This window comes from Mesorhizobium sp. M0166, from assembly GCF_040322255.1.
Lineage (GTDB): Bacteria > Pseudomonadota > Alphaproteobacteria > Rhizobiales > Rhizobiaceae > Mesorhizobium.
This window is the reverse complement of the sequence record NZ_JAMYTD010000004.1, coordinates 310,801-333,964: the sequence shown is the minus strand read 5'-3', so window position 1 is coordinate 333,964 and position 23,164 is coordinate 310,801. Positions and strand designations below refer to the sequence as shown.

The window sequence follows — 23,164 nt, the reverse complement described above, 5'->3', positions numbered from 1 at the left end:
AGGGTGGCCCGAAGGGCTGGGTGGGGTCCTGCGTGAAGTGCGCCGACTCCCATTCCGGCGACAAGAACGGGAACGAGGATTGTCTTAGCGACCGATAACGGGTGCCATCTTGATCTGCCGCATATCGAGGAGACGTTAAAGGCAGAGCACGTCACCGGCGACCCCACCCGGCCCTTCGCGGCCACCCTCCCCTCGAGGGGGAGGGAAACCTACGCCGCTTGTGCCATCCGCTCCGAGCTCATGCGGTAGGAAATCGCCTCGGCCAGATGGATGCGGCCGACCGTCTCGCTGGCCTCGAGATCGGCCAGCGTCCGCGCCACCTTCAAGACGCGGTGATAGGCCCGCGCGGAAAAGCCGAGCTTTTCGCTGGCATCCCTCAGCAGCGACAGGCCGGCGGCATCGGGCATGGCGATTTCCTCGATGACCGACGGCGAGCAATGCGCGTTGGTGGTGGCGGAGGTCGCGCCGAGCCGCTCGAAGCGTTCACGCTGGATCGTACGGGCACGAGCGACGCGCAGTGCCACGGCTGCACTCTTCTCCGCCCGGTCCGGCCGGATCAGATCGCTCGCCGAAACCGCCGGCACCTCGATCCTGAGATCGATGCGATCGAGCAGCGGGCCGGAAATGCGCGCCTGGTAGTCGGTGCGGCAGCGGTCGCCGCGCAGGCAGCGATAGCCCGGCTCGCCGGCCATGCCGCAGCGGCACGGGTTCATCGCCGCGACCAGCTGAATGCGCGCCGGATAGGTGACGCGGTGGTTGGCGCGCGCGATCATGCAGTCGCCGGTCTCCAGCGGCTGGCGCAGCGCATCGAGCGCCTGCGGCGAGAATTCGGGAAACTCGTCGAGGAACAGCACGCCGTGATGGGCAAGCGAGGCCTCGCCCGGCCGCACGCGCAACCCGCCGCCGACCATCGCCGCCATCGAGGCCGAATGATGCGGTGCCCGGAACGGCCGCCGGTCGGTTAACTTTCCTTCGCCGAGTTCGCCGGCCACCGAGGCGATCATCGAGACTTCGAGCAATTCCCTGGGCGCCAGCGGCGGCAGGATCGACGGCAGCCTCTGCGCCAGCATCGATTTACCGGAGCCCGGTGGCCCGACCATCAAAAGATTGTGGCCGCCGGCTGCTGCCACCTCCAGCGCCCGCTTGGCGGTCTCTTGGCCCTTGATGTCGGCAAGGTCGGGCAGGTCGCGCGCCGAAGCACGGATGCCGGCTTCCGGCCGCGACAGGACCTGCGTGCCGCGAAAATGATTGGCGATGGCGATCAGGCTGCGCGGCGCCAAGATGTCGAAATCCTTGCCGGCCCAGGCCGCTTCCGGCCCGCAGGCGAACGGGCAGATCAGGCCCTTGCCTTCGGCATTGGCGCCGATCGCCGCCGGCAGCGCCCCGGCCACCGCGGCAATGGTGCCGTCGAGCGACAATTCGCCAAGCACGACATAGCCGGCCAGCATGTTGCCCGGAATGGCGCCGAGCGCCGCCATCAGCCCGAGCGCGATCGGCAGATCGTAGTGGCTGCCTTCTTTCGGCAGGTCGGCCGGCGCCAGATTGACGGTGACCTTCTTCGACGGCATCGACAGGCCGGATGCATGCAGTGCTGCCTGTACCCGCTCGCGGCTTTCCGCCACCGCCTTGTCGGCCAGCCCGACGATGTGCATGTTGACCTTGCCCGGCGCGATCATCACCTGCACGTCGACCGGCACGGCCTCGATGCCCTGGAAAGCAACCGTGCGAACCCGCGCCACCATGTCTTCACCCCGGATGCAGGCTTTGCCCCAAGCCTTTGCGATCATGCCGCGAACGGCGTCACCGGAAACAACCACAGATTTCCGGCGAAGGCAAGAACATTTGGGGAACAGCTGAACGCAACGGCTGCAATGTTTGCAACGCGGCGCTCCCGAAGCGACTAGTTACGCTTCTCCTCCACGGCATCCCAGAACAGGCTGGCGATGTCGGCGCCGCCGAAGCGCTGCACTTCGCGTATGCCGGTCGGTGAGGTCACGTTGATCTCGGTCATGTAGTCGCCGATGACGTCGATGCCGACGAGGATGAAGCCGCGCTCCTTCAGCGAGGGGCCGATGCGGGCGCAGATCTCGCGTTCGCGTTCCGTCAGCTCGGTCTTTTCGGCGCGGCCGCCGACATGCATGTTGGAGCGCGAATCATGCTCGGCCGGCACGCGGTTGATGGCGCCGACAGGCTCGCCGTCGATCAGGATGATGCGCTTGTCGCCGGCCCGCACCTCCTTGAGGTAGCGCTGCACGATGTACGGTTCGCGGAACATCTGGCCGAACATTTCGAGCAGCGAGGCGAGGTTGCGGTCGGCCTCGTGCAGGTGGAAGATGCCGGCGCCGCCATTGCCGTAGAGCGGCTTGACGATGATATCGCCGAACTCCTTGCGGAAGGCTGAGACCTCGAGCGGGTCCTTGGTGATCAGCGTGTCCGGCATCAGGTCGGGAAATTCGGTGACGAAGATCTTTTCCGGGCTGTTGCGCACCCAGGCCGGATCGTTGATCACCAGCGTCTGCGGATGGATGCGCTCGAGGATATGCGTGGTGGTGATGTAGTTCATGTCGAAGGGCGGATCCTGCCGCAAAAGGATGACGTCCATCTCCGATAGGTCGATGCGGACTTCTTCGCCCAGCGAATAATGGTTGCCCTTCTCGTCGCGGACCTGCATCGCCTCGATACGGGCGAACACCTTGCCGTCGCGCAGCGACAGCCGGTCGGGCGTGTAGTGGAACAGCTGGTGGCCGCGCCGCTGCGCTTCCAGCGACAGCGCAAACGACGTGTCGCCGGCAATCGACACGGTGGAGATATGGTCCATCTGGACGGCGACTTTCAGGGGCATGGCAGCTCTCCAGCGCACTTGGGGCGATCCATTTGGATGCACAAAGTACGCTCCAACACTTTTCAATCCATGCATCGTGCTTTTCGAAATTCGATTTCCGATTTTCGGGCCGATGCGTCGACGACAGCGATATAAGGAAATCGGCGGCTTCTGCCAATCGGCCAAGGTCATGATGAGGCTGCGCTTCGCTTGGCGCAGACCCCAATGCGATGCTTTCAGCGGTCGAAGACCAGCTTGGAATAGCCGAGGAAGGACAGCGCCATGGCAACCAGCGAGGCGACCGCAAGGGCAACGAGCGGCGACACCATCGGCAGCGCGAACAGCATGGCGCAATAGACGAGATAATTGACGATGCTGGTGGCGATGCCGACGCCGCCGTAGCGTGCGCCCTCTTGCGCGATGCCGCGGCTGGAAGGCGAGAAGGTCAGATGGCGGTTGATCAGCCAGGTGACGGACAGGGCAAAACCGATCGAGATGATGCGAGCCGCGAATGGTCCGAGCGGCGCTATCGTCAGCACCAGCCAAAGCGCCGCCGCGTCGGCGACGAAGCCGATGCCGCCGGCGACAATGAAGCGGGCGAGGCGTCCCATTTAGAGCTCTAAGCCGCCCGCGGGGTCTTGCGCGGTCCGGCCTTCAAAGTCGCGAGAGCGCTTGCACGTTCACGTTCGACACGACCGGAAGGCATCGACAGATAGAAGATGCGCTTCTGCTCGGCCCGGCCGCGCGACACCGAATCGAGGATTACCCCGGTCACCGCCGCCAGCATCGACAGCAGCAGCAGCCCGACCGACAGTACCCAGGTCGGCATGCGCGGCACAAGCCCGGTTTCGGCGAACTCGATCAGCACCGGCGCCATCAGGAACAGGCTTGATGCCAGGAAGAACACGGAAAACGCGCCGAAGAAACGCAGCGGCTGCGTCTCCTTCATCAGCATGGCGAACATCCACAGGATCTTCGCGCCGTCGCGAAAGGTCGACAGCTTCGACGAGGAGCCTTCCGGCCGGCGGCCATAGTCGAGCCCGATCTCGCTGACCGGCAATTTCAGCTGCGAGGCGTGCACCGACATTTCGGTCTCGATCTCGAAGCCGCCGGAAACGGCGGGAAAACTCTTGACGAAGCGCCGGGTGAAGGCGCGGTAGCCGGAGAAGATATCGGTAAAGTCCGAGCCGAACAGCCGCTTGTAGAGGCTGTTGAAGATGCGGTTGCCGAAGGCGTGGCCTGTCCTGCCGGCATCGTTGGCGACGCCGCGCCTCGTGCCCACCACCATGTCGGAGCGCTCGGTCAGCAGCGTGTTGATCAGTTGCGGCGCGTCCTCCGGCGCATAGGTGCCGTCGCCGTCGGCCATCAGGTAGATGTCGGCCTCGATGTCGGCGAACATGCGGCGCACGACATTGCCTTTGCCCTGGCGCGGCTCGCGCACCACGATGGCGCCGGCGGCGCGGGCTCGGAGCGCCGTCAGGTCGCGCGAATTGTTGTCGTAGACATAGATCGCGGCGGAAGGCAGCGTTTCGCGAAAGCGCCGCACCACTTCGCCGATCGTCAGCTCCTCATTGTAGCAAGGCAGCAGCACGGCGATGCTCGGCTCATGGCGCACTTCTTGTGGCATTTTCGTCTCCGGATGCCCTGTGAGGCCCCTGACCGCTCAAACGCCGGCCTCGCTCGGGCGGCTTTACTATTTATTGAAGCTGTTAAGGCTAGGTTTAAACCGCCCCGTATTCCTTCCAAAGGTCCTGATATGAGCACAGCCGACGATGGCGCCTCCAGTTGGAGGTCCGAGATCGCGCTGGCGCTGCTTGCCACATTGCTGGCGCTGGCCGTCAATGCCTTTGCCGGCTTCCCGGAACTGACCAATGCCGGCGGCGACAACGACAATCTGCTGCGCCTCGTCGAAGTTCGCGATATGCTGGCCGGCCAGGGCTGGTTCGATCTGCACCAGTACCGGATGGGCCTGGAAGGCGGTTTCGTCATGCATTGGTCGCGGCTGGTCGATGCGCCGATCGCCGCCGTCATCATCGTCGTATCGGCCCTGACCGGCAGCGCGGCCCTTGCCGAGAATGTCGCTCAAGTGCTGTGGCCGGCGCTGCTCTTCTGCCTGACCGTGTTTTTCACCGCCCGCGCCGCGCGCAGCTTTGCCGGTGACGGCGCCGTGCTGCCGGTTGTCGTCGTCGGTGCCGCCGCACTGTATTTCCTCGGCATTTTTTCGCCTGGCGCACTCGATCACCACAATGTCCAGCTGATGCTGAGCATGGCCAGCCTGAGCCTTCTGCTTGAAGCGCCGTCGCGCAGGGCGGCGGCATCGCTCTCCGGCCTGTGCGCCGGATTGATGCTGGCCGTCGGCATGGAAACCGCGCCTTATGTCGCCACCATCGGCGCCTCTGTCGCCACGCTGTTTGCCCTCGACGCCAATGACGAGAGGCTGATCGCCAAGGATTTCGGCCTCGGCTTTGCCGGCGTGTCCGCTCTCGTCTTTGTCGCCACCATTGACCCATCCGCCTGGGGCCAGGCGCAATGCGACGCCTTCTCGACCGTGCAGTTCGTAGTCGCAGCGATTGCCGGAACCGGCCTTGCGGCGATAGCGTCGATCGAGCCGGCCGGCCGCACGCGCGGGCGGCGGTTCGCCTCGCTTGGCCTGCTTGCACTGGCATTGGCCACTGTCGTCGTCCTTTTGTTTCCGCAATGCCTGGCAGCGCCCTATGCCAATCTCGATCCGCGCCTCAAGGAGCTATGGCTTGATCACATCGACGAGGCGCAGTCGCTATTCAAACTGCTCGCCGAGGATCCGGCCGAGGTGGTGGCGCGCTATGCCACGCCGCTCATTGCGCTCGTGCTGATGGCGCTTCGCCTTGGCTGTGGCGGCTGGCGACGGCAGGACAGCCTTGTCGGCGCGCTGCTTGTCGTGGCGTTCATCGTCAGCGCCTGGCAGGTGCGCGGTTCGACATTCTCGATCGCCTTCGCTGTCATCCCGCTTGCCGCCTGGATTGCCAAATGGCGTCAACGGGCCGAGGCCAGCGCATCGCGCGGCGTGGCGCTGCGCATGGCTGCCGTCTGGCTGGTTTCGGTGAATGCGGTCTGGACTGGGGCTGCCGCGGCGACCTCGGTGGCCTTCGACGACAGCAACGCCACGGTCGATAATGGCACTGATGTCGCTTGCCACCGCATGGCCTCCTTTGCGGCACTTGGCCGCCTGCCCGGCACCACGGTGCTGGCAATCTCCAATCTCGGATCGCCGATCCTGGCCTATTCCGGGCATCGCGTCTTCGCCGGGCCTTATCATCGCAACATCGCCGGCAACCTGCTGGTGCTCGATGCCTTCCTTGGGTCCGATGCCGATGCCAGGACGGTCCTGGCCGATCATCACGTCGGCCTCGTCGCGTTGTGCCCCGGCAGCGCCGAAAGCAAGCTCCTCGCAACCAAGGCGCCGGCAGGCTTTCTTGCCGGGTTGATGCGCGGCAGCGTGCCGGAATGGCTTGAGCCGGTCGCCGGGACCAGCGGAGCCGCCGTCGAATTGTACCGCGTCCGGCTGGGCAGTTGATCGATCGGCGGCCCGTGCGGCCTTTTGTCGGACATAAGTCCTGACAATCCACTCTTTCGCCCTTGCCCGCCCGACACGGCTGGATAGGATGCGCGCCGGCCGACCGAGATCATTGGACCGGGAGAGAATTCATGATGCCATCGGCACGCTTTGCCGACCTCGAAGGCGCCTCGGTGCTGATCACCGGCGGCGGCTCCGGCATTGGTGCTGCCTTGACCGAAGGTTTTGTCCGCCAGGGGGCAAAGGTCGCCTTTATCGATATCGCCGACCGTCCGAGCCTGGCGCTGGCCGGTCGGTTGGACAAGGAGCTCGGCCGGCGACCGCTCTATCTCGAGACCGACATACGCGACATCGAGGCATTGCGGCTGTCAGTCGCCAAGGCCGCCGAGGCGCATGGCGACGTCACCGTGCTGGTCAACAATGCCGCGCAGGATGACCGTCATGCCGTGGAAGACGTCACGGTCGAGTTCTGGGACAACAACCATGCCATCAACCTGCGCCCGCATTTCTTCAGCGCACAGGCGGTGGCGCCAGGCATGAAGCGGGCCGGCGGCGGCTCGATCATCAACTTCACCTCGACCTCGTTTCTCATCAACCATCCCGACATGCCGGCCTACACCGCCGCCAAGGCCGGCATCGTCGGCCTCACCAAGGGTCTCGCCGGCAAGCTCGGTGTCGACGGCATTCGCGTCAACGCGATCGCGCCCGGCTGGGTAATCACCGAGCGGCAGAGAAAGCTCTGGGTCACCGAAGAGGCGCTCGCCGCCCACGTCGCCAAGCAGTGCATCAAGCGTGTGATGCAGCCGGACGACATCGTCGGCACCGTGCTGTTCCTGGCGTCGGATGCTTCACGCATGCTGACCGCGCAGATGCTGATCGTCGACGGGGGGTTCCTGTGATCTCATCGAGCAAGGCGGCGTCTGTCGCGGCCGTCGACTGGGGCACCACCCGTATGCGGGTCTGGCTGCTCGACGGCACCGGCAAGGTTCTCGCCGAGCGGCGCGGCGATGACGGGCTGATCACCGCCCAGGCCAAAGGATTTTCGTCCATTCTCGAAGGGCATCTGGCCGCCATGGGTGCTCCCGAGGCGCTGCCGGTCATAATTTGCGGCATGGCCGGTTCGCGCCAGGGCTGGCTGGAGGCGCCCTATGTCAGCGTTCCGGCGCCGATAGGCGCTATCCTCGCCGGTGCTGCCCACATCCCCGGCCAGCGCCGTGATATCCGCATCGTGCCTGGCCTTGCCCAACGCCTCGCCGATGCACCTGACGTCATGCGCGGCGAGGAAACCCAGCTTGCCGGCGCCGGTTTGCCGGCAAACGGACGTCACCTCGTCTGCATGCCTGGCACCCATTCGAAATGGGTGCTGGTCGAGGACGGCTCCGTTGCCGGCTTCGGCACCTGGCCGACCGGCGAGCTGTTTTCGGTGCTGGCTGCGCACTCGATCCTGCGCCATTCGCTGGGCGAGCCGCCGAAGCCGGTTGCCGCCGAAAGTCCGTTCTTCCGGGACTGGTGCCTGAAGGCGCTGGCCGAGGGCGGTGACGTCGTTTCAAGACTGTTCTCGATCCGCGCCGCCAGCCTGTTGCAGGACCTGAAGCCGGAGGATGCCGCCGCCTGCCTGTCCGGCCTGCTGATCGGCGGCGAGATCGCTTCGGCAAATCGCCGTTATGGAGCAAGCGCTGTGCCAGTCGTGCTGATCGCGTCGGGCGCACTTGGCACGCTCTATGCCGAGGCGCTCGGCCTTGCCGGGCTCGCTTTCAGGGCGGTCGACGCCGACGAGGCGGTGCGCGCCGGCCTTGCCGAAGCCGCGCGCGAAAATGGCATGATCGCCGGAAATGGAGTTGCCGCATGACAAAGACCGCACCTTTTCCAAAGCTCGAGCGGGGTCTGGTCGCGATCCTGCGCGGCCTCAAGCCAAGCGAAGCGGTTGCGATCTGCCAGGCGGTCTTCGGCGCCGGCATCGAAGCGATCGAGGTGCCGCTCAACTCGCCCGAGCCCTTCGTTTCGATCGCCAGCATTGTCCAAGCGCTTCCTCCGACAGCCCTGGTCGGCGCCGGCACGGTGCTCACCGCCGCCGATGTCGATGGCCTGCACAAGGCCGGCGGGCGGCTGCTGGTCAGCCCCAATATCGATGCCGAGGTCATGGGCCGTGCCATGCAGCACGGCATGGTGACGATGCCCGGCGTGTTCACGCCAACCGAGGCATTCCAGGCCATCCGGCTGGGCGCCTCGGCACTGAAATTCTTTCCGGCGAGCGTGCTTGGCGCGGCAGGCATTTCGGCGATGCGCGCGGTGCTGCCGGCCAGTGTGCTGGTCGGCGCCGTCGGCGGCGTTTCGGATAAGGATTTTGCCGGCTACAAGGCAGCCGGCGTCAGCGTCTTCGGTCTTGGCTCCAGCCTGTTCAAGCCGGGCATGAGCGTCGACGAAGTGGCAGCACGGGCGAAAGCCGCAGTTCAGGCCTGGGACGCGGCGTTTGGAGTGGCATGATGAGCGAGACCATCGTTTCGGTTTTTTCCGACCATGTCTGCCAACTCGGGGAGGGACCAAGCTATGACCCTGCCACGGACACGCTCTACTGGTTCGACATCGTCAACGGCCAGCTCCTGGAAAAACGTGTGTCCGGCGGTGCCGTCAAGATCCACGAGCTCCACCAGATGGCCAGTGCCATTGCCGTCATCGACGACCGGCGTCAGCTGATCGCCACCGAGACTGGCCTGCATGTCCGCGACGTCGCGACCGGCAAGCTGACGCTGCACACTCCCATCGAGGCCGACAATACGGTTACCCGCTCGAACGATTCACGCGTTCACCCTTGCGGCGCGCTCTGGGTCGGCACAATGGGCAAGGGCGAGGAGAAGGGCGCCGGTTCGATCTACTGGTTCTTCAAGGGCGAGCTGCGCCGGCTTTATGCCGACATTACTGTGCCCAACTCGATCTGCTTTTCCGAAGATGGGACCATTGCCTACTACACCGACACCAGCACCGGCCTGTTGATGCGCGTCGGCTGCGATCCGGCGACCGGCCTGCCGGTTGGCGAACCGAAGATCTTCGTCGATCACCGTTCGGCCAAGGGCTATATCGATGGTTCGGTGCTCGACCGCGACGGCATATTGTGGAACGCCTGCTGGGGCGGCAGCGTCGTCGAAGCCTATGGGCCCGACGGCAAGCTTGTCCGTTCGGTGGCGATGCCGGTCACGCAACCGTCCTGTCCGGCTTTTGTCGGCGGGAATGCCGACCGGCTGGCGGTCACCTCCGCCTGGTCGGGCAAGAGCGAGAAGCAGCGCCTGCTCGACCCGCAAGCTGGCATGACATTCATGCTCGACATTCCGGTCAATGGTCGCTTCGAGCCGCGCGTGCTGATCGGCTGACCATGATCCCGAACCTTTGGTTCGGAAAAGATCATGGTCAACAAGAGATGGGCACTTGCTGTCGTGCAGGCGTCCGATCGACGTCGGTTCCGCGCAAGCCGAATGCGTTCGCCGTGCGATGGTAGGCAATCGTGCTGCCAGGAGCCGTCCCGCCCATGTCAACCCGCAAGCCGAAACTGATCCTGGTTTATGAGCCGGAAAAGGCCTGCTTCGATCGGCTGATCGCCGATAACCACGTGCCGAAGCGTGCCGCCGAAATCGCCTCCTATCTGGCGCAATCGACCGATATGGCTGCTGAATTCGACGCACTTGCCACCGCTTGCCAGAAGCGCGGCTTGTCATTTGCGCCGGTGACGCTCGACGACGCCGCAAGCGTTCTCAGCGGCGAGGACCCGAAGACCACGCTTGTCTGGACGCTGACCGACGGCATTGCCTATTTCCGCGGCGGCGCAGCACCAGCTCTGGCGCGGCTGAACGGCCTGAAGGCGATCGGCGCCGACGATGCGGTGTTCGCGCTCTGTCAGGACAAGTTCCGATCCGGCGCCGTGCTCGGCGCGCTTGGCCTGCCGGTGCCGCAGGCGGGCCTCGCCCGTGACGGTGCCTGGCTTGTCGCGCCACCGACCTCGCCCGGCGGCTGGTTCGTCAAGCCGAACCGGCTCGGCGCCAAGATCGGCATCTGGCCGGATTCGCGCTGCGACGATCTCGGCCGTGCGCTGGAGCTTAGCCGGCGCGTATTCGCCGCCTATCGCGACGATGTCGTGGTCCAGCCCTATGTCGCCGGGCGCAACGCGCGGGCCAGTTTTCTCGGATTGAAGCCGGATACCGGCGTCGAGGCGTTGGGCATCGCCTTTGTCGATTCGGGCGGCGATTTCCAGACCATGCAGGACAGCCTGGCGCTTTACGGTAATACCGGCGAAGCGGCGAAAGCGTCGGGAACATACACAGAGCCGGCGCTGCTGCCGGTCGCCGACGGCCAGCCTCGAGCCGATGCCAGAATCCGTCGCATCGCCGAAAGCCTGATGGTCGGGCTTGGCCTGAGGGATGTGTTTTCCATCGACTTCCGGGTCGAAGCCGACGACAGCGTGCACCTCATCGAGTTCGAGGTCTGTCCCGGCCTGCCCTGCTTCGATTTCCGCGATTACTGTCGCCGGCAATGGGGCCTGAGCCTCGCCGATGCGATGGCGGAGGCAGCGGCGAACCGGCTTCTCGCCTAAATCCCTTCGACCAGAACGATTTCGCCGTCAGCAACCTTCTGGCGGATTGCGACTGCGCGCTGGTATTCGGGTGAGTGGTAGCAGTCATGCGCCGCCGCAAGCGACGGAAACTCGATGATCACGTTGCGGTCGCGGCCCGGCCCCTCTGCCTTCTCATGTGCGCCGCCGCGCGCCAGGAACTTGGCGCCGAAGCGGTCGAAGGCCAGCTTGGCAGCTGCGACATAGTCCTTGTAGCCTTCCGCATCGCGTACATCGACGCGAGCGATCCAGTATCCCTTGGGCATGGCTTTTCTCCGGGTTAATTCCTGGCGTCAGGCCGAGCGCATTTCATCCAGGATCGCTTCCGCCGCCGCCCGCCTGTCGGCCGCGCCGACGATCGGCCGGCCGACTACGAGGTGGCTGGAGCCGTTGCGGATCGCCTGGGCCGGCGTCACCACACGTTTCTGGTCGCCATGGTCGCTGCCCTTCGGCCGGATTCCCGGCGTCACGACGGCCAGGTCGGGGCCGACGATGCGGCGCACCGCCTCCGCTTCCTCGGCCGAGCAGACGATGCCGCCCATGCCGGCATGCAGCGCCTGCTCGGAGCGCCTCAGCACCAGCGTATGCGGATCATACTCATAGCCGGCGTCGATCACGTCCTGCTCGTCCATCGAGGTCAGCACAGTGACCCCCAGCAGGCAAAGGTCGCTGCCCTTCGCAGCCTCGACGGCCGCCTTCATTGTCTTCGGATAGGCATGGATGGTCAGCATGCTCATGCCCATTTTGACGATGTTGTCGACCCCTTTGGCTACCGCGTTGTCGATGTCCAGCAGCTTCATGTCGAGGAAGATCCTGGTGCCGCCGCTGGCCAGCTCGCGGGCGAAGTCGAGCCCGCCGGCAAAGGCGAGCTGGTAGCCGATCTTGTAGAATGAGACGATTCCGTCGAGTTCGCGCACCGCCTTCTCGGCTTCCCTCAAAGTCGGCAGGTCGAGGCCGACGATCAGCCTTTCCTGCATTGTGTCGGCATGCGCGGCGTCCGGGATCATGCCTCGATCCGCGTCGACAGCATGCGCGAGGTTTCGATCAGCGTGCGGCATAGGTGCTCCATCGATTGGTGTAGTCTCTCGTCCCTGAAGTTGCCCTCGTCGTCGAAGGCGTTGCCGCCCTCCGGCACCGAACACTCCGGTGTCACCACCTCCATCCGGCAGCGCACCAGCACGGCGCGCAGATGGTTGATGCAGCGTATCCCGGCGAAGGGTCCGTTGGAAGACGAGCACAGGCCGGCGACCTTGCCGGCAAACGGCCTGAACGTCCGGCCGCCATCCTTGCGCAGCTGGCTCACCCAGTCGATGGTGTTCTTGAGCAGCGGCGGAATGGAGCCGTTATATTCGGGCGTCGCGATCAGCAGCCCGTCATGGGCGGCGATCATCCGGCCGAGCTTGACTGCGTTTTCGGGAATGCCTTCGTCCTTTTCCAAATCCTGGTCGAGGATCGGCAGCGGATAATCGGCGAGCGAGATGCGGGTCACCTCGGCGCCCTGCATGGCAAGTTCCTTCTGTGCCACGTCGGCGGTCCTGCCGCTATAGGCGCCGCTGCGCACCGAACCGGCGAAGACAAGAATTTTCGGGATCACAGCCATGGGTCTGCCTTGTCACCCGATGGGTATTAAGACAAGTGCTATTCAAACCCAACGCTTCAATTCATGCGGCCCGGCGCCGATAGATCCAAAGCTGCGTCGGCGGAATGTTGCGGATGACGAAATGGAAATGCTCGACCGTATAGTCGCCGCGGCCGGGCGGGATCGGCGACAGCGGCCCGTAAGTCAGCTGCACGATTGGCCGGCCTGCCGGGATGCGGTCGAGCAGGCTCTCGACATAGGCGATGCGCTGGGCGACCGGAAAATTGAGCAACGGCACGCCCGATATCACCGAATCGAAGATCAGGTCGCGCTTGTCGCCAAGCGTCGCGTCGAGGTTGAAGGCGTCGCCCTCGATGACGTTGACGCCTGGATAAAGCTGGCGCAGATGGCGCACGAAATCAGTGGAATATTCGACCGCGTAGAGATTTTCAGGCTTTATGCCCTGGGCGAGGATGGCGCGCGTGATGACGCCTGTGCCGGGCCCGACCTCGAGCACCGGCAGGCCGGATGTCGGATCGACGATCGAGGCCATCTTGCCCGCGGTGATGGAACTGGTCGGGACGATCGAACCGACCGCCTTCGGCTTGTCGATCCAGCCCTTGAAGAACTTCAGCTCGTCGTCGAACTTTTCTGCCAGCGTCTTTCGCAGTCCGGGACTACGCGTCATCGAAAGTCCTCCTCAACGCCCCTCGCACGCTACTTAGCAGTTACGAGGTGCAAGACAAGGCGAATCCCCGGATAAGGTGTTGATGACGCTCGGGAAGCGTTTCCAGGGATCAGCTTCAGTGCTCGCCGAACGTTTCGAAAAAGTCCTTCATGCGTGCGAAAAATCCGCTCGACTGAGGCGAATTGTCCTTTGAGGAAAGCTGCTCGAATTCCTCCAGCAATTCGCGCTGGCGGCGCGAGAGGTTCTGCGGCGTCTCAACTACGGTCTGGATGTAGAGGTCGCCGATGTTGGGCTGGCGCAGCACCGGCATGCCCTTGCCCTTGAGGCGGAACTGGCGACCGTTCTGGGTGCCTTCCGGCACCTTTACTTTCGTCTGGGTACCGTCCAGTGTCGTCACCTCGAACGAGCCGCCAAGCGCTGCCGTCGTCATCGAGATCGGCACCTTGCAATAAAGATCGGCGCCGTCGCGCTGGAAGAATTCGTGCGGCTTGACCGCGAGGAAGATGTAGAGATCGCCCGACGGGCCGCCGCGCAGGCCGGCCTCGCCCTCGTTGGCCAGACGGATGCGGGTGCCGTCCTCGATGCCGGCAGGGATGTTTACCGACAGCGAGCGCTCCTCGGTGACACGGCCCTGGCCGGCGCATTTCGGGCACGGATCCTTGATGGTCTGGCCGCGCCCCTGGCATTGCGGGCAGGTGCGCTCGATCGAGAAGAAGCCTTGCGTGGCACGCACCTTGCCGTGGCCGTTGCACATCGAGCAGGTGACGGGCTGGGTGCCTGGCTTGGCGCCGCTGCCCGAGCATTCTGAGCAGGAGATCGAGGCCGGCACGCGAATTTGCGCGGTCTTGCCGGAAAATGCCTCTTCCAGCGTAATTTCCATATTGTAGCGCAGGTCGGCGCCGCGCTCGCGGCCGCCGGACGAGCGGCGCTGGCGCCCGCCCATCATGTCGCCGAAAATGTCTTCGAAAATGTCGGCGAAGCCGCCAGCGCCAAAGCCTTGCGCCGCGCCATTCATACCGCCATGCTCGAAGGCGGCGTGGCCGAAGCGATCATAGGCGGCGCGCTTCTGCGGGTCCTTCAGCGTCTCGTAGGCTTCGTTGATTTCCTTGAACTTGTGCTCGCAGGCATGGTCGCCTGGGTTGCGGTCGGGATGGAACTGCATGGCCAACTTGCGGAAAGCGCTCTTGAGCTCCTTCTCGTCGGCGCCCTTTTGCACGCCCAGCGTTTCGTAAAAATCAGCTTTCATGTTTTCCCGCAGTCCGGATAGTCAACGTCTTGAAGCATCGTTGCGTCGTTTGCCGGCACGCTGTTCCGATTTAGGTGTGATGGAGCCGGGATGCCAGTGTCTACGAGGCTTTGTCCGCATTTTTTCGGGGAGCTCCGCGTTTTTCCGGCAAAGGGTTGCAAAAAAGCCCGGCTGCGCACCGGGCTTTTTCCCTTACCTGTACCGTCAGGCGGTTCAGGCCGACTTCTTCTTCTCGTCGTCTTCGTCGATTTCCTCGAAATCGGCATCGACGACGTCGCTGTCCTTGGCGGCGTCAGCCTTGGCGTCGGCCTCGGCGGCTTCCTTCTGCGAAGCCTCGTACATGGCCTGGCCGAGCTTCATCGAGACTTCGGCGAGCGTCTGCGTCTTGGCCTCGATGTCGGTCACGTCGTCGCCTTCGGCAGCGGTCTTCAGCGCCGCGATCGCATCGGCAATCGCCGTGCGGTCGGCCTCGGAAACCTTCTCGCCGTATTCCTTCAGCGATTTCTCCGAGGAATGCACCAGCGCCTCGGCCTGGTTGCGGGCCTCGACCAGCGCGCGCCGCTTCTTGTCGGCTTCGGCATTGGCCTCGGCGTCCTTGACCATCTTCTCGATGTCGGCATCCGAAAGGCCGCCAGACGCCTGAATGCGGATCTGGTGCTCCTTGCCGGTACCCTTGTCCTTGGCCGAGACGTTGACGATGCCGTTGGCGTCGATGTCGAAGGTGACCTCGATCTGCGGCACGCCGCGCGGCGCAGGCGGGATGCCGACCAGATCGAACTGGCCGAGCGCCTTGTTGTCGGCGGCCATTTCACGCTCGCCCTGGAAGACGCGGATGGTCACCGCCGACTGCGAATCCTCGGCCGTGGAGAACACCTGGCTCTTCTTCGTCGGGATCGTCGTGTTGCGCTCGATCAGCCGCGTGAACACGCCGCCCAGCGTCTCGATGCCGAGCGACAGCGGGGTCACGTCGAGCAGCAGCACGTCCTTGACGTCGCCCTGCAGCACGCCGGCCTGGATGGCGGCGCCCAGTGCGACGACTTCATCCGGGTTGACGCCCTTGTGCGGCTCCTTGCCGAAGAACTGCTTCACGATCTCCTGGATCTTGGGCATGCGGGTCATGCCGCCGACCAGGACGACTTCGTCGATTTCGCCGGCCTTCAGGCCGGCATCCTTGAGCGCCGCCTTGCAGGGATCGATCGTGCGCTGGACAAGATCCTCGACCAGGCTCTCAAACTTCGCCCGCGTCAGCTTCAGCGTCAGATGCTTGGGGCCGGTGGCATCGGCGGTAATGAAGGGCAGGTTGATTTCGGTCTGCGTGGTGGACGACAGCTCGATCTTGGCCTTTTCAGCCGCTTCCTTGAGGCGCTGCAGGGCGAGCTTGTCGTTGCGCAGGTCGATGCCCTGTTCCTTCTTGAACTCGGCCGCCAGATATTCGACCAGACGCATGTCGAAATCCTCGCCGCCGAGGAAGGTGTCGCCATTGGTCGACTTCACCTCGAACACGCCGTCGCCGATTTCGAGCACCGAAATATCGAACGTGCCGCCGCCAAGGTCATAGACGGCAATCGTCTTGCCTTCCTTCTTGTCGAGACCATAGGCAAGCGCGGCCGCCGTCGGCTCGTTGATAATGCGCAGCACTTCCAGGCCGGCGATCTTGCCGGCATCCTTGGTCGCCTGGCGCTGGGCGTCGTTGAAATAGGCCGGAACGGTGATGACCGCCTTCTCGACCTTCTCGCCGAGATAGGCCTCCGCCGTTTCCTTCATCTTCTGCAGGATCATCGCCGAAATCTGGCTGGGCGACTGCTTTTTGCCGCCGGCCTCGACCCAGGCGTCGCCATTGTCGCCCTTGACGATCTTGTAGGGGACAAGCTTCTTGTCCTTCTCCGTCACCGGATCGTCGTAGCGGCGGCCGATCAGGCGCTTGACCGCGAAAATGGTGTTTTCAGGATTGGTAACGGCCTGGCGCTTGGCCGGCTGGCCGACGAGGCGCTCACCGTCGCTGTTGATGGCGACGATGGAAGGGGTCGTGCGGGCGCCTTCCGCATTCTCGATGACCTTGGATTCCTTGCCATCCATGATGGCGACACAGGAGTTGGTTGTTCCCAGATCGATACCGATTACTTTTGCCATTGTTCTAATCTCTCCGCTAAGCAGGCTCTCAGGACCCGTACAGGCGTTCCGACGAAAGCCCCTGTTCACAAGAAATTCCGCTCCGGCAACCGGCATTCGGCGCTGGACGGCTTGGCGCGTATATAAGAACAGGCTGCGTGGCGCGCAAGCATTCTGCGCAAGGCGTTCACCATTCATCGCGGTTGATCGGATTCGGGACCGGCAGGCCGGTATTTTCCGGTGGTGATCCAGCCGGCCCGACCTCCGGCCCATGAACCTTTCCGCCTCGCCCCGCGACTGACGCTCAGGTGCCGCGTCGTGCGGCCCCGGAAAGGACAGCCCCATGACCACAGATCCAGAGGCTCCATGGTCTGCGGGAACAGCAGGAGCTCAGCGCGACCATCGCCTTCGGGACCGGGTCGATGCGCTGGGCTGTTCGCTGGTTCCGTTGACCCTGCGCGGACGCAGGCGTATCGTGACGTTGAGGAAAGCAGACAATTCGATCAGGGATGAACGTGCCGGAACGCCGCGCCTTGCCCTGATTTGCGCGCCGGGACCGGACGCTTCTCCCATGACCTGTGGGGGGCGATCCATGTCTTGCGACCATGGCGCGTTGGTGCGCTCTCGTGTCGGCCGTTTGCGCCGCGCCATCCAGGCTGCCAGCGGCCAGGCTGCCAGCGGATTGTCGATCTTGGCACTCGCCGCTGGGGTCTGGCTCGGCGGCTCGGCCCAGGCCCAGGAAACCCAGATCATCTATCCCGGCTCGATGGCAGTGACCGGATTCTCCGGCACCATCATTCCCAATTTCGAGCAAGGCCTGCCGCCGGGCGTCGATCCCGTCGACGAAACCTTCATCGACACGGCGCGCGCGACCTTGCGCGTCTTCGACGTCTCAAGGCTGGGCGGGCCGGCGTCTGGCCAATTGGTCTTCACCCCGCCACCGTTCGAGGTCACGGCCGGACAAATCGGCCAGGTTTTCGGCATCGCCTACGACGACGGCGTGCGCGACGGCGTTCCCTCGGCCATTCCAAACCTCTATGCCGGCGCCACGTCGCTGCACGGCATCCGCATCGTCACACCAGACGGCGACGCCGACGGCCGGCCGGAGCGGCAGCGCCGCGGCACGGCTGACGCGGTCTTCATGGACGGTCAGTTCGGCACCGAAAACGGCGGCGGTCCCGGAACGATCTGGAAGATCGACGGCATCACCGGCGCTGTCTCGAAATTCGCCGATATCGACGCCAATAGCGGTCCCGGCATCGGCGACGTCACTTTCGACAATATCCACCGCCAGTTCTTCGCCAGCGATCTCGACACCGGCCTCATTCACCGCATCGACGCCAATGGCGCTCTGCTCGACACGTTCGACCACGGCATAGCCGGCCGCCCGGCGCACGGGCTTGCTGCCCTTGCCGACGACGGCTCGGTGATGGACATACAGGGTGCCGCCTTCGACAGTGAGGACCCGGACAGCTGGGGCTACACGCAGGACGAGCGTCGCGTCTGGTCGGTCGCCTATCGCGGCGGCCGGCTCTATTACTCGGTCGGGGAAAAGGCGGAGATCTGGTCGGTGGGCATTGCCGGCGACGGCAGTTTCGCCGGCGACCCGCGCTGGGAACTGACGGTCAAGGCCGACAAGGATTACGCGGTCACCGACATCGCCTTCGACAACAAGGGCTTCATGTATCTGGCCCAGCGCGGCCCGGTGGAGAACCGCTACGACTACAGCCAGTTCGCCGATTCCGGCAAGGGTGAGGTCATCCGCTACTGGCGCGAAAATCCGGACGATGCGGCGACGGAATCGGCCTGGGCGGAAGTGCCACAGGAATATGCGGTCGGCTTCCCGCAAGACAACCGGCAGTCGGCCGGCGGCCTCGACCTGCAATATGGCTACGATGCCGAAGGCAATCTCGATACCGGCGTCTGCACCGACACGCTGGTCGATACCGGTGACAAGTTACGCGACAACCCGGAGCTTGCCGAACAACTCGCTGCCGGCGGGCCGCTTGCCGTGCACGGCGTGCAGATCACGCCGACGGCGCTGGTCAAGCCGGCCAACGTGCCGCCTTTCGGCTCGTGGTTCGTCGACTTCGACACTTATTTCGAAGACCCGGAAGTCGAGGGCCATGTCGGCGACGTCGAGGTCTGGCGCCCCTGCGAAGGCCGTGCCGGCTATTACGAGCAGGTGCCGGGCGGCTATCTGCCACCGTTCTATCCGCCGGACTTCCCGCCTCCCGGCAATCTGCCTCCTTGCCTCGACGTCGAGGATGTCAGGTATTTCTGCACGCCTTCCGGCCTCGAGGCCGATCTCTATCTCCATGACCATGCCGGCTTCGGCGGCGATTCGATCAAGGCTCTGTCCAGGACGCCTGGCGTCGGGGTGACTTCACCTCTGTCGCATGCACCCGGCGCGCCATTCACGATCGGCATCACCGGCCATTATCCTGGCGACAGGGTCGATGTCGGGCTCTGCTTCTACAGGCAGTCCGACCGCGACAAGGGTGGCTACTACCCTTGCTGCAAGATGACCTTGCCGCTCAGAACCCCAGCCGTCAGCTGCGAACCGTGAGGAGGGGAAGATGAGCAATCTTGCACTTTTCCCGCCTGCGACGAGCAGCCAATCAACCGGCAAACAATCATTCGTCATGGAGACCATCATGAAACCCCTGTCACTCGCCAGGCGCGGCGCGCGCTGGCTGATGGCGGCCGGTATCGCGGTCGCCATGCTGAGTCCGCTGCAAGGCTTCGCTGAAGACCTCGCTCCGGCCAAGATCAAGCCTGCCGATGCGGGTGCTGTCATTCCAGATACCAAGCTCGATTTCGACAATCCTCGCATCGTCAATCCGGAGCCGGGCCGGATCGTGCCCTTCTTCACCAAGAAAGGCACCCAGCGAGGCTGCGACTATGTCGTATATTCGCTGAGCTTTGGCTTGCGCGGCAATCCGCAGGGTTTTGCCAGCCCCGGCCTCGCGGCCATGCTGAAAAAGGCCAGGCTCGATTTCAGGGACCAGCTCCCGCACGGCCTGCGCATCGTCGGCGTACATGTGACCGGCGACGGCACCGATGCGTCCGGCGGACCGCTGCCCGGCGCTGCGATCAGCAGTTCGGCTGGCCCGGACGATACCGCGACGGTGTCCGATTTCCGGATTTCCGCCAGCGACCTCGACGGCATCGGCGCTGCGAACGAGCGCGTCATCACGTTCCAGATCACCGCCAAGATCGACCATGCGGCGTTTCCGTCGCCGACGATCGTTCACAACCAGGGCATGGTCAAGGTGAGCCGCGAACGCGGCGCCGGCATGGAAATCAGGTCGCAGGATCCGGGCAAGCCGGACGACGGCAATTATCTCACGGGTGCAAAGACCTCGATCAAGATCAACGTCACCAGGTGCAACCCGCCGCCCCCACCTCCCGGCAAGGAATGCTTCAAGGTGGAGCGCGGCACGGTTGATTGCGTGCCCGGCGGCGGCGCCTTCATCTACCACATGCCGGTCGGCCCAGAGATGGCCGGCAAATGGGTGCAGCTTTCGACGACGACACCCGGCATCACCATCATTCCCGACACGCAATTGGTGCCGGTCGGCGGCGGTGTGCTCAATTGGAAGATCGTCGGCGCTTCACCCGGCGACGTCATCCACATCATCGTCACCGGTATCGAAACCTATGCCGGCCCGAAGGAGGGCTGGGGCCTGTGCTGCACGCAGACCATCGATATCGTCATCCCGCGTGGTCAGCGCTGCCCGCCGAAGGACAAGGAACCGGATCTGAAAGTCGAAAAGCACGCCGACGTGCAACGTTGCACGATGGGCGGCGGCTGCGACTTCACCATCAGGGTCACCAATGTCGGCGATGCACCCTACCACGGCAAGATCGTGCTCGACGAAGTTACCCTGCCGGCCGGCTCCACCCTCGATTCAGGGCCGAACCCGCCTTGGGTCTGCGCGCCTGGAACCACCCCGATGATTTGCACTCATCCGGTGACCACGCTCAATCCGGGTGCCTCTGTCGACCTCGAGCTCGGCTTCAAGCCGGCCGCAGGCTGGCGAGGCAGCGTCTTGCGCAACTGCGCCACCTACAATTATGGCGCCAGCGGCAAGCCGCTTTTCGGCAGCCAGCAAAACGATCGCGGCTGTGCTTCGATCCCGGTCTGCCGGCGTGGCGATCGTGACCGTGACTGCCGGCCGCCGGTGGAGAAGAAGGTCGACATGATTCTGAAGAAGCGCGCCCGCACCGAATTCTGTTCGGCCGATGGCGTCTGCACCTTCGTGATCGACATTATCAACAACGGCAGCGTCCCCTATAACGGGCCGCTGACGGTCGTCGATACCTATCCGGGCGGCGTGCCGGCATCCTCGACCTTCGGCCCGACGCCGCCATGGACATGCGGACCGAACGGCCCCGGCCAGTTCCACTGCGACAATGCCGGCATCGTGCTGTTGCCTGGCGCCTCGACGCCGATCTTCGTCAAGGCGGTGATGCCGGCCAACTACCGGCCCGATACCGTCGAGAACTGCGCCGAGGTGAAGGCTATTCCCGGTGAGGACGACCTCACCAACAACAGGACCTGCGCCAAGGAACGCATCCGTCATCCCAATGGCGGCCAGCCGGCCCTGCGCATCACCAAGGTGTGCAATGGTTCGCTGGCCGGCGCTGCGGTCGTTTCCTGCCGCATTACCGTCATCAGCCTCGGCACCACTGCCCCGACCGGTCCGGTGCGGGTCAACGATGCCGCGACGCTGATGGCCGGCGGAGCGCCGGTCCAGATCCAGACCGTCGCCCCAGACGGGCCGGAATGGGCTTGCGGACCGGTACCGGCCAACACACTGTCCTGCCAGATTCCCGGCGCCGTTATGACGCCCGGAACCAGCCGCCATTTCGACGTGACGGTTGCCGCGGGTGGCGAATTCGAGAACTGCGCACGCGGCTCCTACGGCCCGGCTCCAGGAGACGACATCGTCTATCCGATCGGCCAGGCCTGCGCCAAGGGCGGCGGCGCCTCGACTATCCGCGTCGAGAAGACCGGCGACGCCGAGTGCAAGCCCGGCCAGCCCTGCTCGTTCGAGATCACCATCACGAACGATGGCGCGAGCGCCTTCGCCGGCCCGGTTCGCATCGGCGATGCCATCGGCGTCGAAGGCCTCGGCCGGCTGGAAGGCGTCGCGATCACCTCGATCGATCCGCCCTTCGGCTGCTCGCCGGAGCCGGCAACCTTGCCGCTATCCTGCATCGCCAACTTGACGCTCGGCGCCGGGGAAAGCCACGTGCACAATGTGATCGTGACCATTCCTGACGACGGCCGCCTGGCCACTCTGCAGGGCACGGTCAATGGCCAGAACTGCGTCGGCGTGCTTTCTCCGAACACGCCGGTGCAAGGCGCGGGCGACGTGTTGTCCCGCGGTGCGGCCAACGTGCAGGGCGATCGCGGCAAGGCCTATGCCTGTCATCCCTTCACCATCAGGAATGAGGTGAAGAAGGAATGCTCAGCAGGCTTCGTCATGAACGACGCCGGCAACTGCGTCTGCCCGCCAGGCACCACCTTCCGCAACGGCCAATGCTCGTCCGGCGGCGGCACGGTCATCGTGCCGAAGCCAAGACCTTGCGTTCTGCTCAAAGGCCAGATCCGTACCGAAGACGGACGCTGCGTCTGCCCGCGCGGAACCGAACTGGAAAACGGCGCTTGCGTGGGGAAAGAGCCCAAGCCCGAGCAGTGCACGATCCGCGGCCAGATCCACGACGCTGCCGGCGATTGCGTCTGCCCGCGGGGCACCGAAGTCAGGGCTAGTGCCTGCCGGCCAATCCAGCCGAAGCCTGAGCAGTGCACCATTCCTGGCCAGATCCGCAACGCTGTTGGCGATTGCGTCTGCCCGAGGGGTACGGAAATCAGAGGCAATGCCTGCCGGCCAATCCAGCCAAGGCCCGAGCAGTGCACGATCCGTGGCCAGATCCACGACGCCGGTGGCGATTGCGTCTGCCCGAAGGGCACCGAAGTCAGGGGTAGTGCCTGCCGGCCAATCGAGCCGAAACCCGAGCAGTGCACCATCCGTGGCCAGATCCACGACGCCAACGGCGATTGCGTCTGCCCGAAGGGCACGGAAGTGCAAGGCAATGCCTGCAGGCGCAAGAAGCCTGTTGTGGTGGAGTGCCCGATACCTGGTCAGGTCCACAACAAGCGTGGCGTCTGCGTCTGCCCGCGTGGGACAGAGCTGCGCGACGGCGCCTGCCGCAAACCACGGCTGGAATGCGCACCTGGCGCGCGGCCGATCAATGGCCAGTGCCAGCCGATCCGCAACCCGAACCTGCTGCTGAATCCAAAGGTTCTTCAGCAGGTCGTGCCAAGGCGCAAGCCGCAGCTCGAGCAATAGGATCGCGCACGGAACTTCAAACGGTGATGGTTCGCGTCACCCAAACCCGCCGGAGCGGTCCGGCGGGTTTTTTCTTTGGCGGGCAGATGAAAGGGCAGCGCAAACCTGAAGCCGTGGCGTCGGCGGAAGGACAAACCGGCTTCCACTTTCCGCACTCATGGTCTAGGCAGTCGATACAGAGGGTCTGTAAACTGAGGCGTTCAGGAAGG

18 protein-coding genes are annotated in these 23,164 nt (G+C 64.4%); 8 read left to right on the top strand and 10 right to left on the bottom strand.

Features of this window, described 5'->3' with window-relative positions; translation table 11 throughout:
- Positions 1-209: 209 nt before the first annotated feature.
- The 4 genes from NKJ46_RS08255 to NKJ46_RS08240 form a co-directional block, all read right to left on the bottom strand.
- Positions 210-1,742, bottom strand: a complete 1,533-nt coding sequence (locus tag NKJ46_RS08255; protein ID WP_352663955.1) for a YifB family Mg chelatase-like AAA ATPase — start codon at positions 1,740-1,742, stop codon at positions 210-212.
- Positions 1,743-1,900: 158 nt separating this feature from the next.
- On the bottom strand, positions 1,901-2,842 hold the full coding sequence (gene gshB, locus NKJ46_RS08250; protein WP_352663913.1) for a glutathione synthase: 942 nt from the start codon (positions 2,840-2,842) through the stop codon (positions 1,901-1,903).
- A gap of 215 nt (positions 2,843-3,057) precedes the next feature.
- Positions 3,058-3,432, bottom strand: coding sequence for a GtrA family protein (locus NKJ46_RS08245; protein WP_352663911.1), 375 nt, complete (start codon positions 3,430-3,432; stop codon positions 3,058-3,060).
- Between the two features lie 8 nt (positions 3,433-3,440).
- Positions 3,441-4,448: a glycosyltransferase gene (locus NKJ46_RS08240; protein ID WP_352663909.1), complete on the bottom strand. Its 1,008-nt coding sequence runs from the start codon at positions 4,446-4,448 to the stop codon at positions 3,441-3,443.
- A 129-nt stretch (positions 4,449-4,577) separates the two neighbouring features.
- On the opposite strand from NKJ46_RS08240, the gene NKJ46_RS08235 reads away from it, so the two are divergent.
- From NKJ46_RS08235 to NKJ46_RS08210, 6 genes are all read left to right on the top strand, one after another.
- Positions 4,578-6,374 (top strand): GtrA family protein, encoded by a 1,797-nt coding sequence (locus tag NKJ46_RS08235; RefSeq protein ID WP_352663907.1) that lies wholly within the window; start codon positions 4,578-4,580, stop codon positions 6,372-6,374.
- A 131-nt stretch (positions 6,375-6,505) separates the two neighbouring features.
- Entirely contained in the window at positions 6,506-7,273 is a 768-nt protein-coding gene (locus NKJ46_RS08230; protein WP_352663905.1) for an SDR family NAD(P)-dependent oxidoreductase, read from the top strand.
- Positions 7,273-8,223: a 2-dehydro-3-deoxygalactonokinase gene (locus NKJ46_RS08225; RefSeq protein ID WP_502903372.1), complete on the top strand. Its 951-nt coding sequence runs from the start codon at positions 7,273-7,275 to the stop codon at positions 8,221-8,223. The genes NKJ46_RS08230 and NKJ46_RS08225 overlap by 1 nt, the downstream gene beginning before the upstream one ends.
- Positions 8,220-8,858: a 2-dehydro-3-deoxy-6-phosphogalactonate aldolase gene (locus NKJ46_RS08220; protein ID WP_352663901.1), complete on the top strand. Its 639-nt coding sequence runs from the start codon at positions 8,220-8,222 to the stop codon at positions 8,856-8,858. Before NKJ46_RS08225 ends, NKJ46_RS08220 begins: the two co-directional genes overlap by 4 nt.
- A complete protein-coding gene (locus tag NKJ46_RS08215) occupies positions 8,858-9,739 on the top strand; it encodes an SMP-30/gluconolactonase/LRE family protein (protein ID WP_352663899.1) in 882 nt (293 codons plus the stop codon). The genes NKJ46_RS08220 and NKJ46_RS08215 overlap by 1 nt, the downstream gene beginning before the upstream one ends.
- 155 nt (positions 9,740-9,894) lie before the next feature.
- Positions 9,895-10,953: a D-alanine--D-alanine ligase family protein gene (locus NKJ46_RS08210; protein WP_352663897.1), complete on the top strand. Its 1,059-nt coding sequence runs from the start codon at positions 9,895-9,897 to the stop codon at positions 10,951-10,953.
- Here the strand turns inward: NKJ46_RS08210 and NKJ46_RS08205 are convergent.
- From NKJ46_RS08205 to dnaK, 6 genes are all read right to left on the bottom strand, one after another.
- A complete protein-coding gene (locus NKJ46_RS08205) occupies positions 10,950-11,237 on the bottom strand; it encodes a DUF1330 domain-containing protein (RefSeq protein ID WP_023718908.1) in 288 nt (95 codons plus the stop codon). The two genes, NKJ46_RS08210 and NKJ46_RS08205, sit on opposite strands and share 4 nt — an antisense overlap.
- A 27-nt stretch (positions 11,238-11,264) precedes the next feature.
- Positions 11,265-11,978 carry an orotidine-5'-phosphate decarboxylase gene (pyrF, locus tag NKJ46_RS08200; RefSeq protein WP_352663895.1) on the bottom strand — a complete coding sequence of 238 codons (714 nt, stop codon included), beginning with the start codon at positions 11,976-11,978 and terminating at the stop codon, positions 11,265-11,267.
- Positions 11,975-12,571 (bottom strand): NADPH-dependent FMN reductase, encoded by a 597-nt coding sequence (locus tag NKJ46_RS08195; RefSeq protein WP_352663893.1) that lies wholly within the window; start codon positions 12,569-12,571, stop codon positions 11,975-11,977. Before NKJ46_RS08195 ends, pyrF begins: the two co-directional genes overlap by 4 nt.
- 61 nt (positions 12,572-12,632) lie before the next feature.
- Complete coding sequence (gene pmtA, locus NKJ46_RS08190) at positions 12,633-13,238, bottom strand: phospholipid N-methyltransferase PmtA (protein ID WP_352663891.1); 606 nt, start codon at positions 13,236-13,238, stop codon at positions 12,633-12,635.
- Between the two features lie 115 nt (positions 13,239-13,353).
- Positions 13,354-14,484, bottom strand: a complete 1,131-nt coding sequence (gene dnaJ / locus NKJ46_RS08185) for a molecular chaperone DnaJ (protein WP_352663889.1) — start codon at positions 14,482-14,484, stop codon at positions 13,354-13,356.
- Positions 14,485-14,697: 213 nt separating this feature from the next.
- The gene (gene dnaK / locus NKJ46_RS08180) at positions 14,698-16,614 is read right to left on the bottom strand and encodes a molecular chaperone DnaK (protein WP_352663887.1); all 1,917 of its coding nucleotides are present in this window, start codon (positions 16,612-16,614) and stop codon (positions 14,698-14,700) included.
- Positions 16,615-17,185: 571 nt separating this feature from the next.
- Here dnaK and NKJ46_RS08175 point away from each other — a divergent pair.
- Both NKJ46_RS08175 and NKJ46_RS08170 read left to right on the top strand, forming a co-directional pair.
- Positions 17,186-19,162: a hypothetical protein gene (locus NKJ46_RS08175; RefSeq protein WP_352663885.1), complete on the top strand. Its 1,977-nt coding sequence runs from the start codon at positions 17,186-17,188 to the stop codon at positions 19,160-19,162.
- Positions 19,163-19,172: 10 nt separating this feature from the next.
- On the top strand, positions 19,173-22,955 hold the full coding sequence (locus NKJ46_RS08170; RefSeq protein WP_352663883.1) for a DUF7929 domain-containing protein: 3,783 nt from the start codon (positions 19,173-19,175) through the stop codon (positions 22,953-22,955).
- The last annotated feature ends 209 nt before the right edge of the window (positions 22,956-23,164 follow it).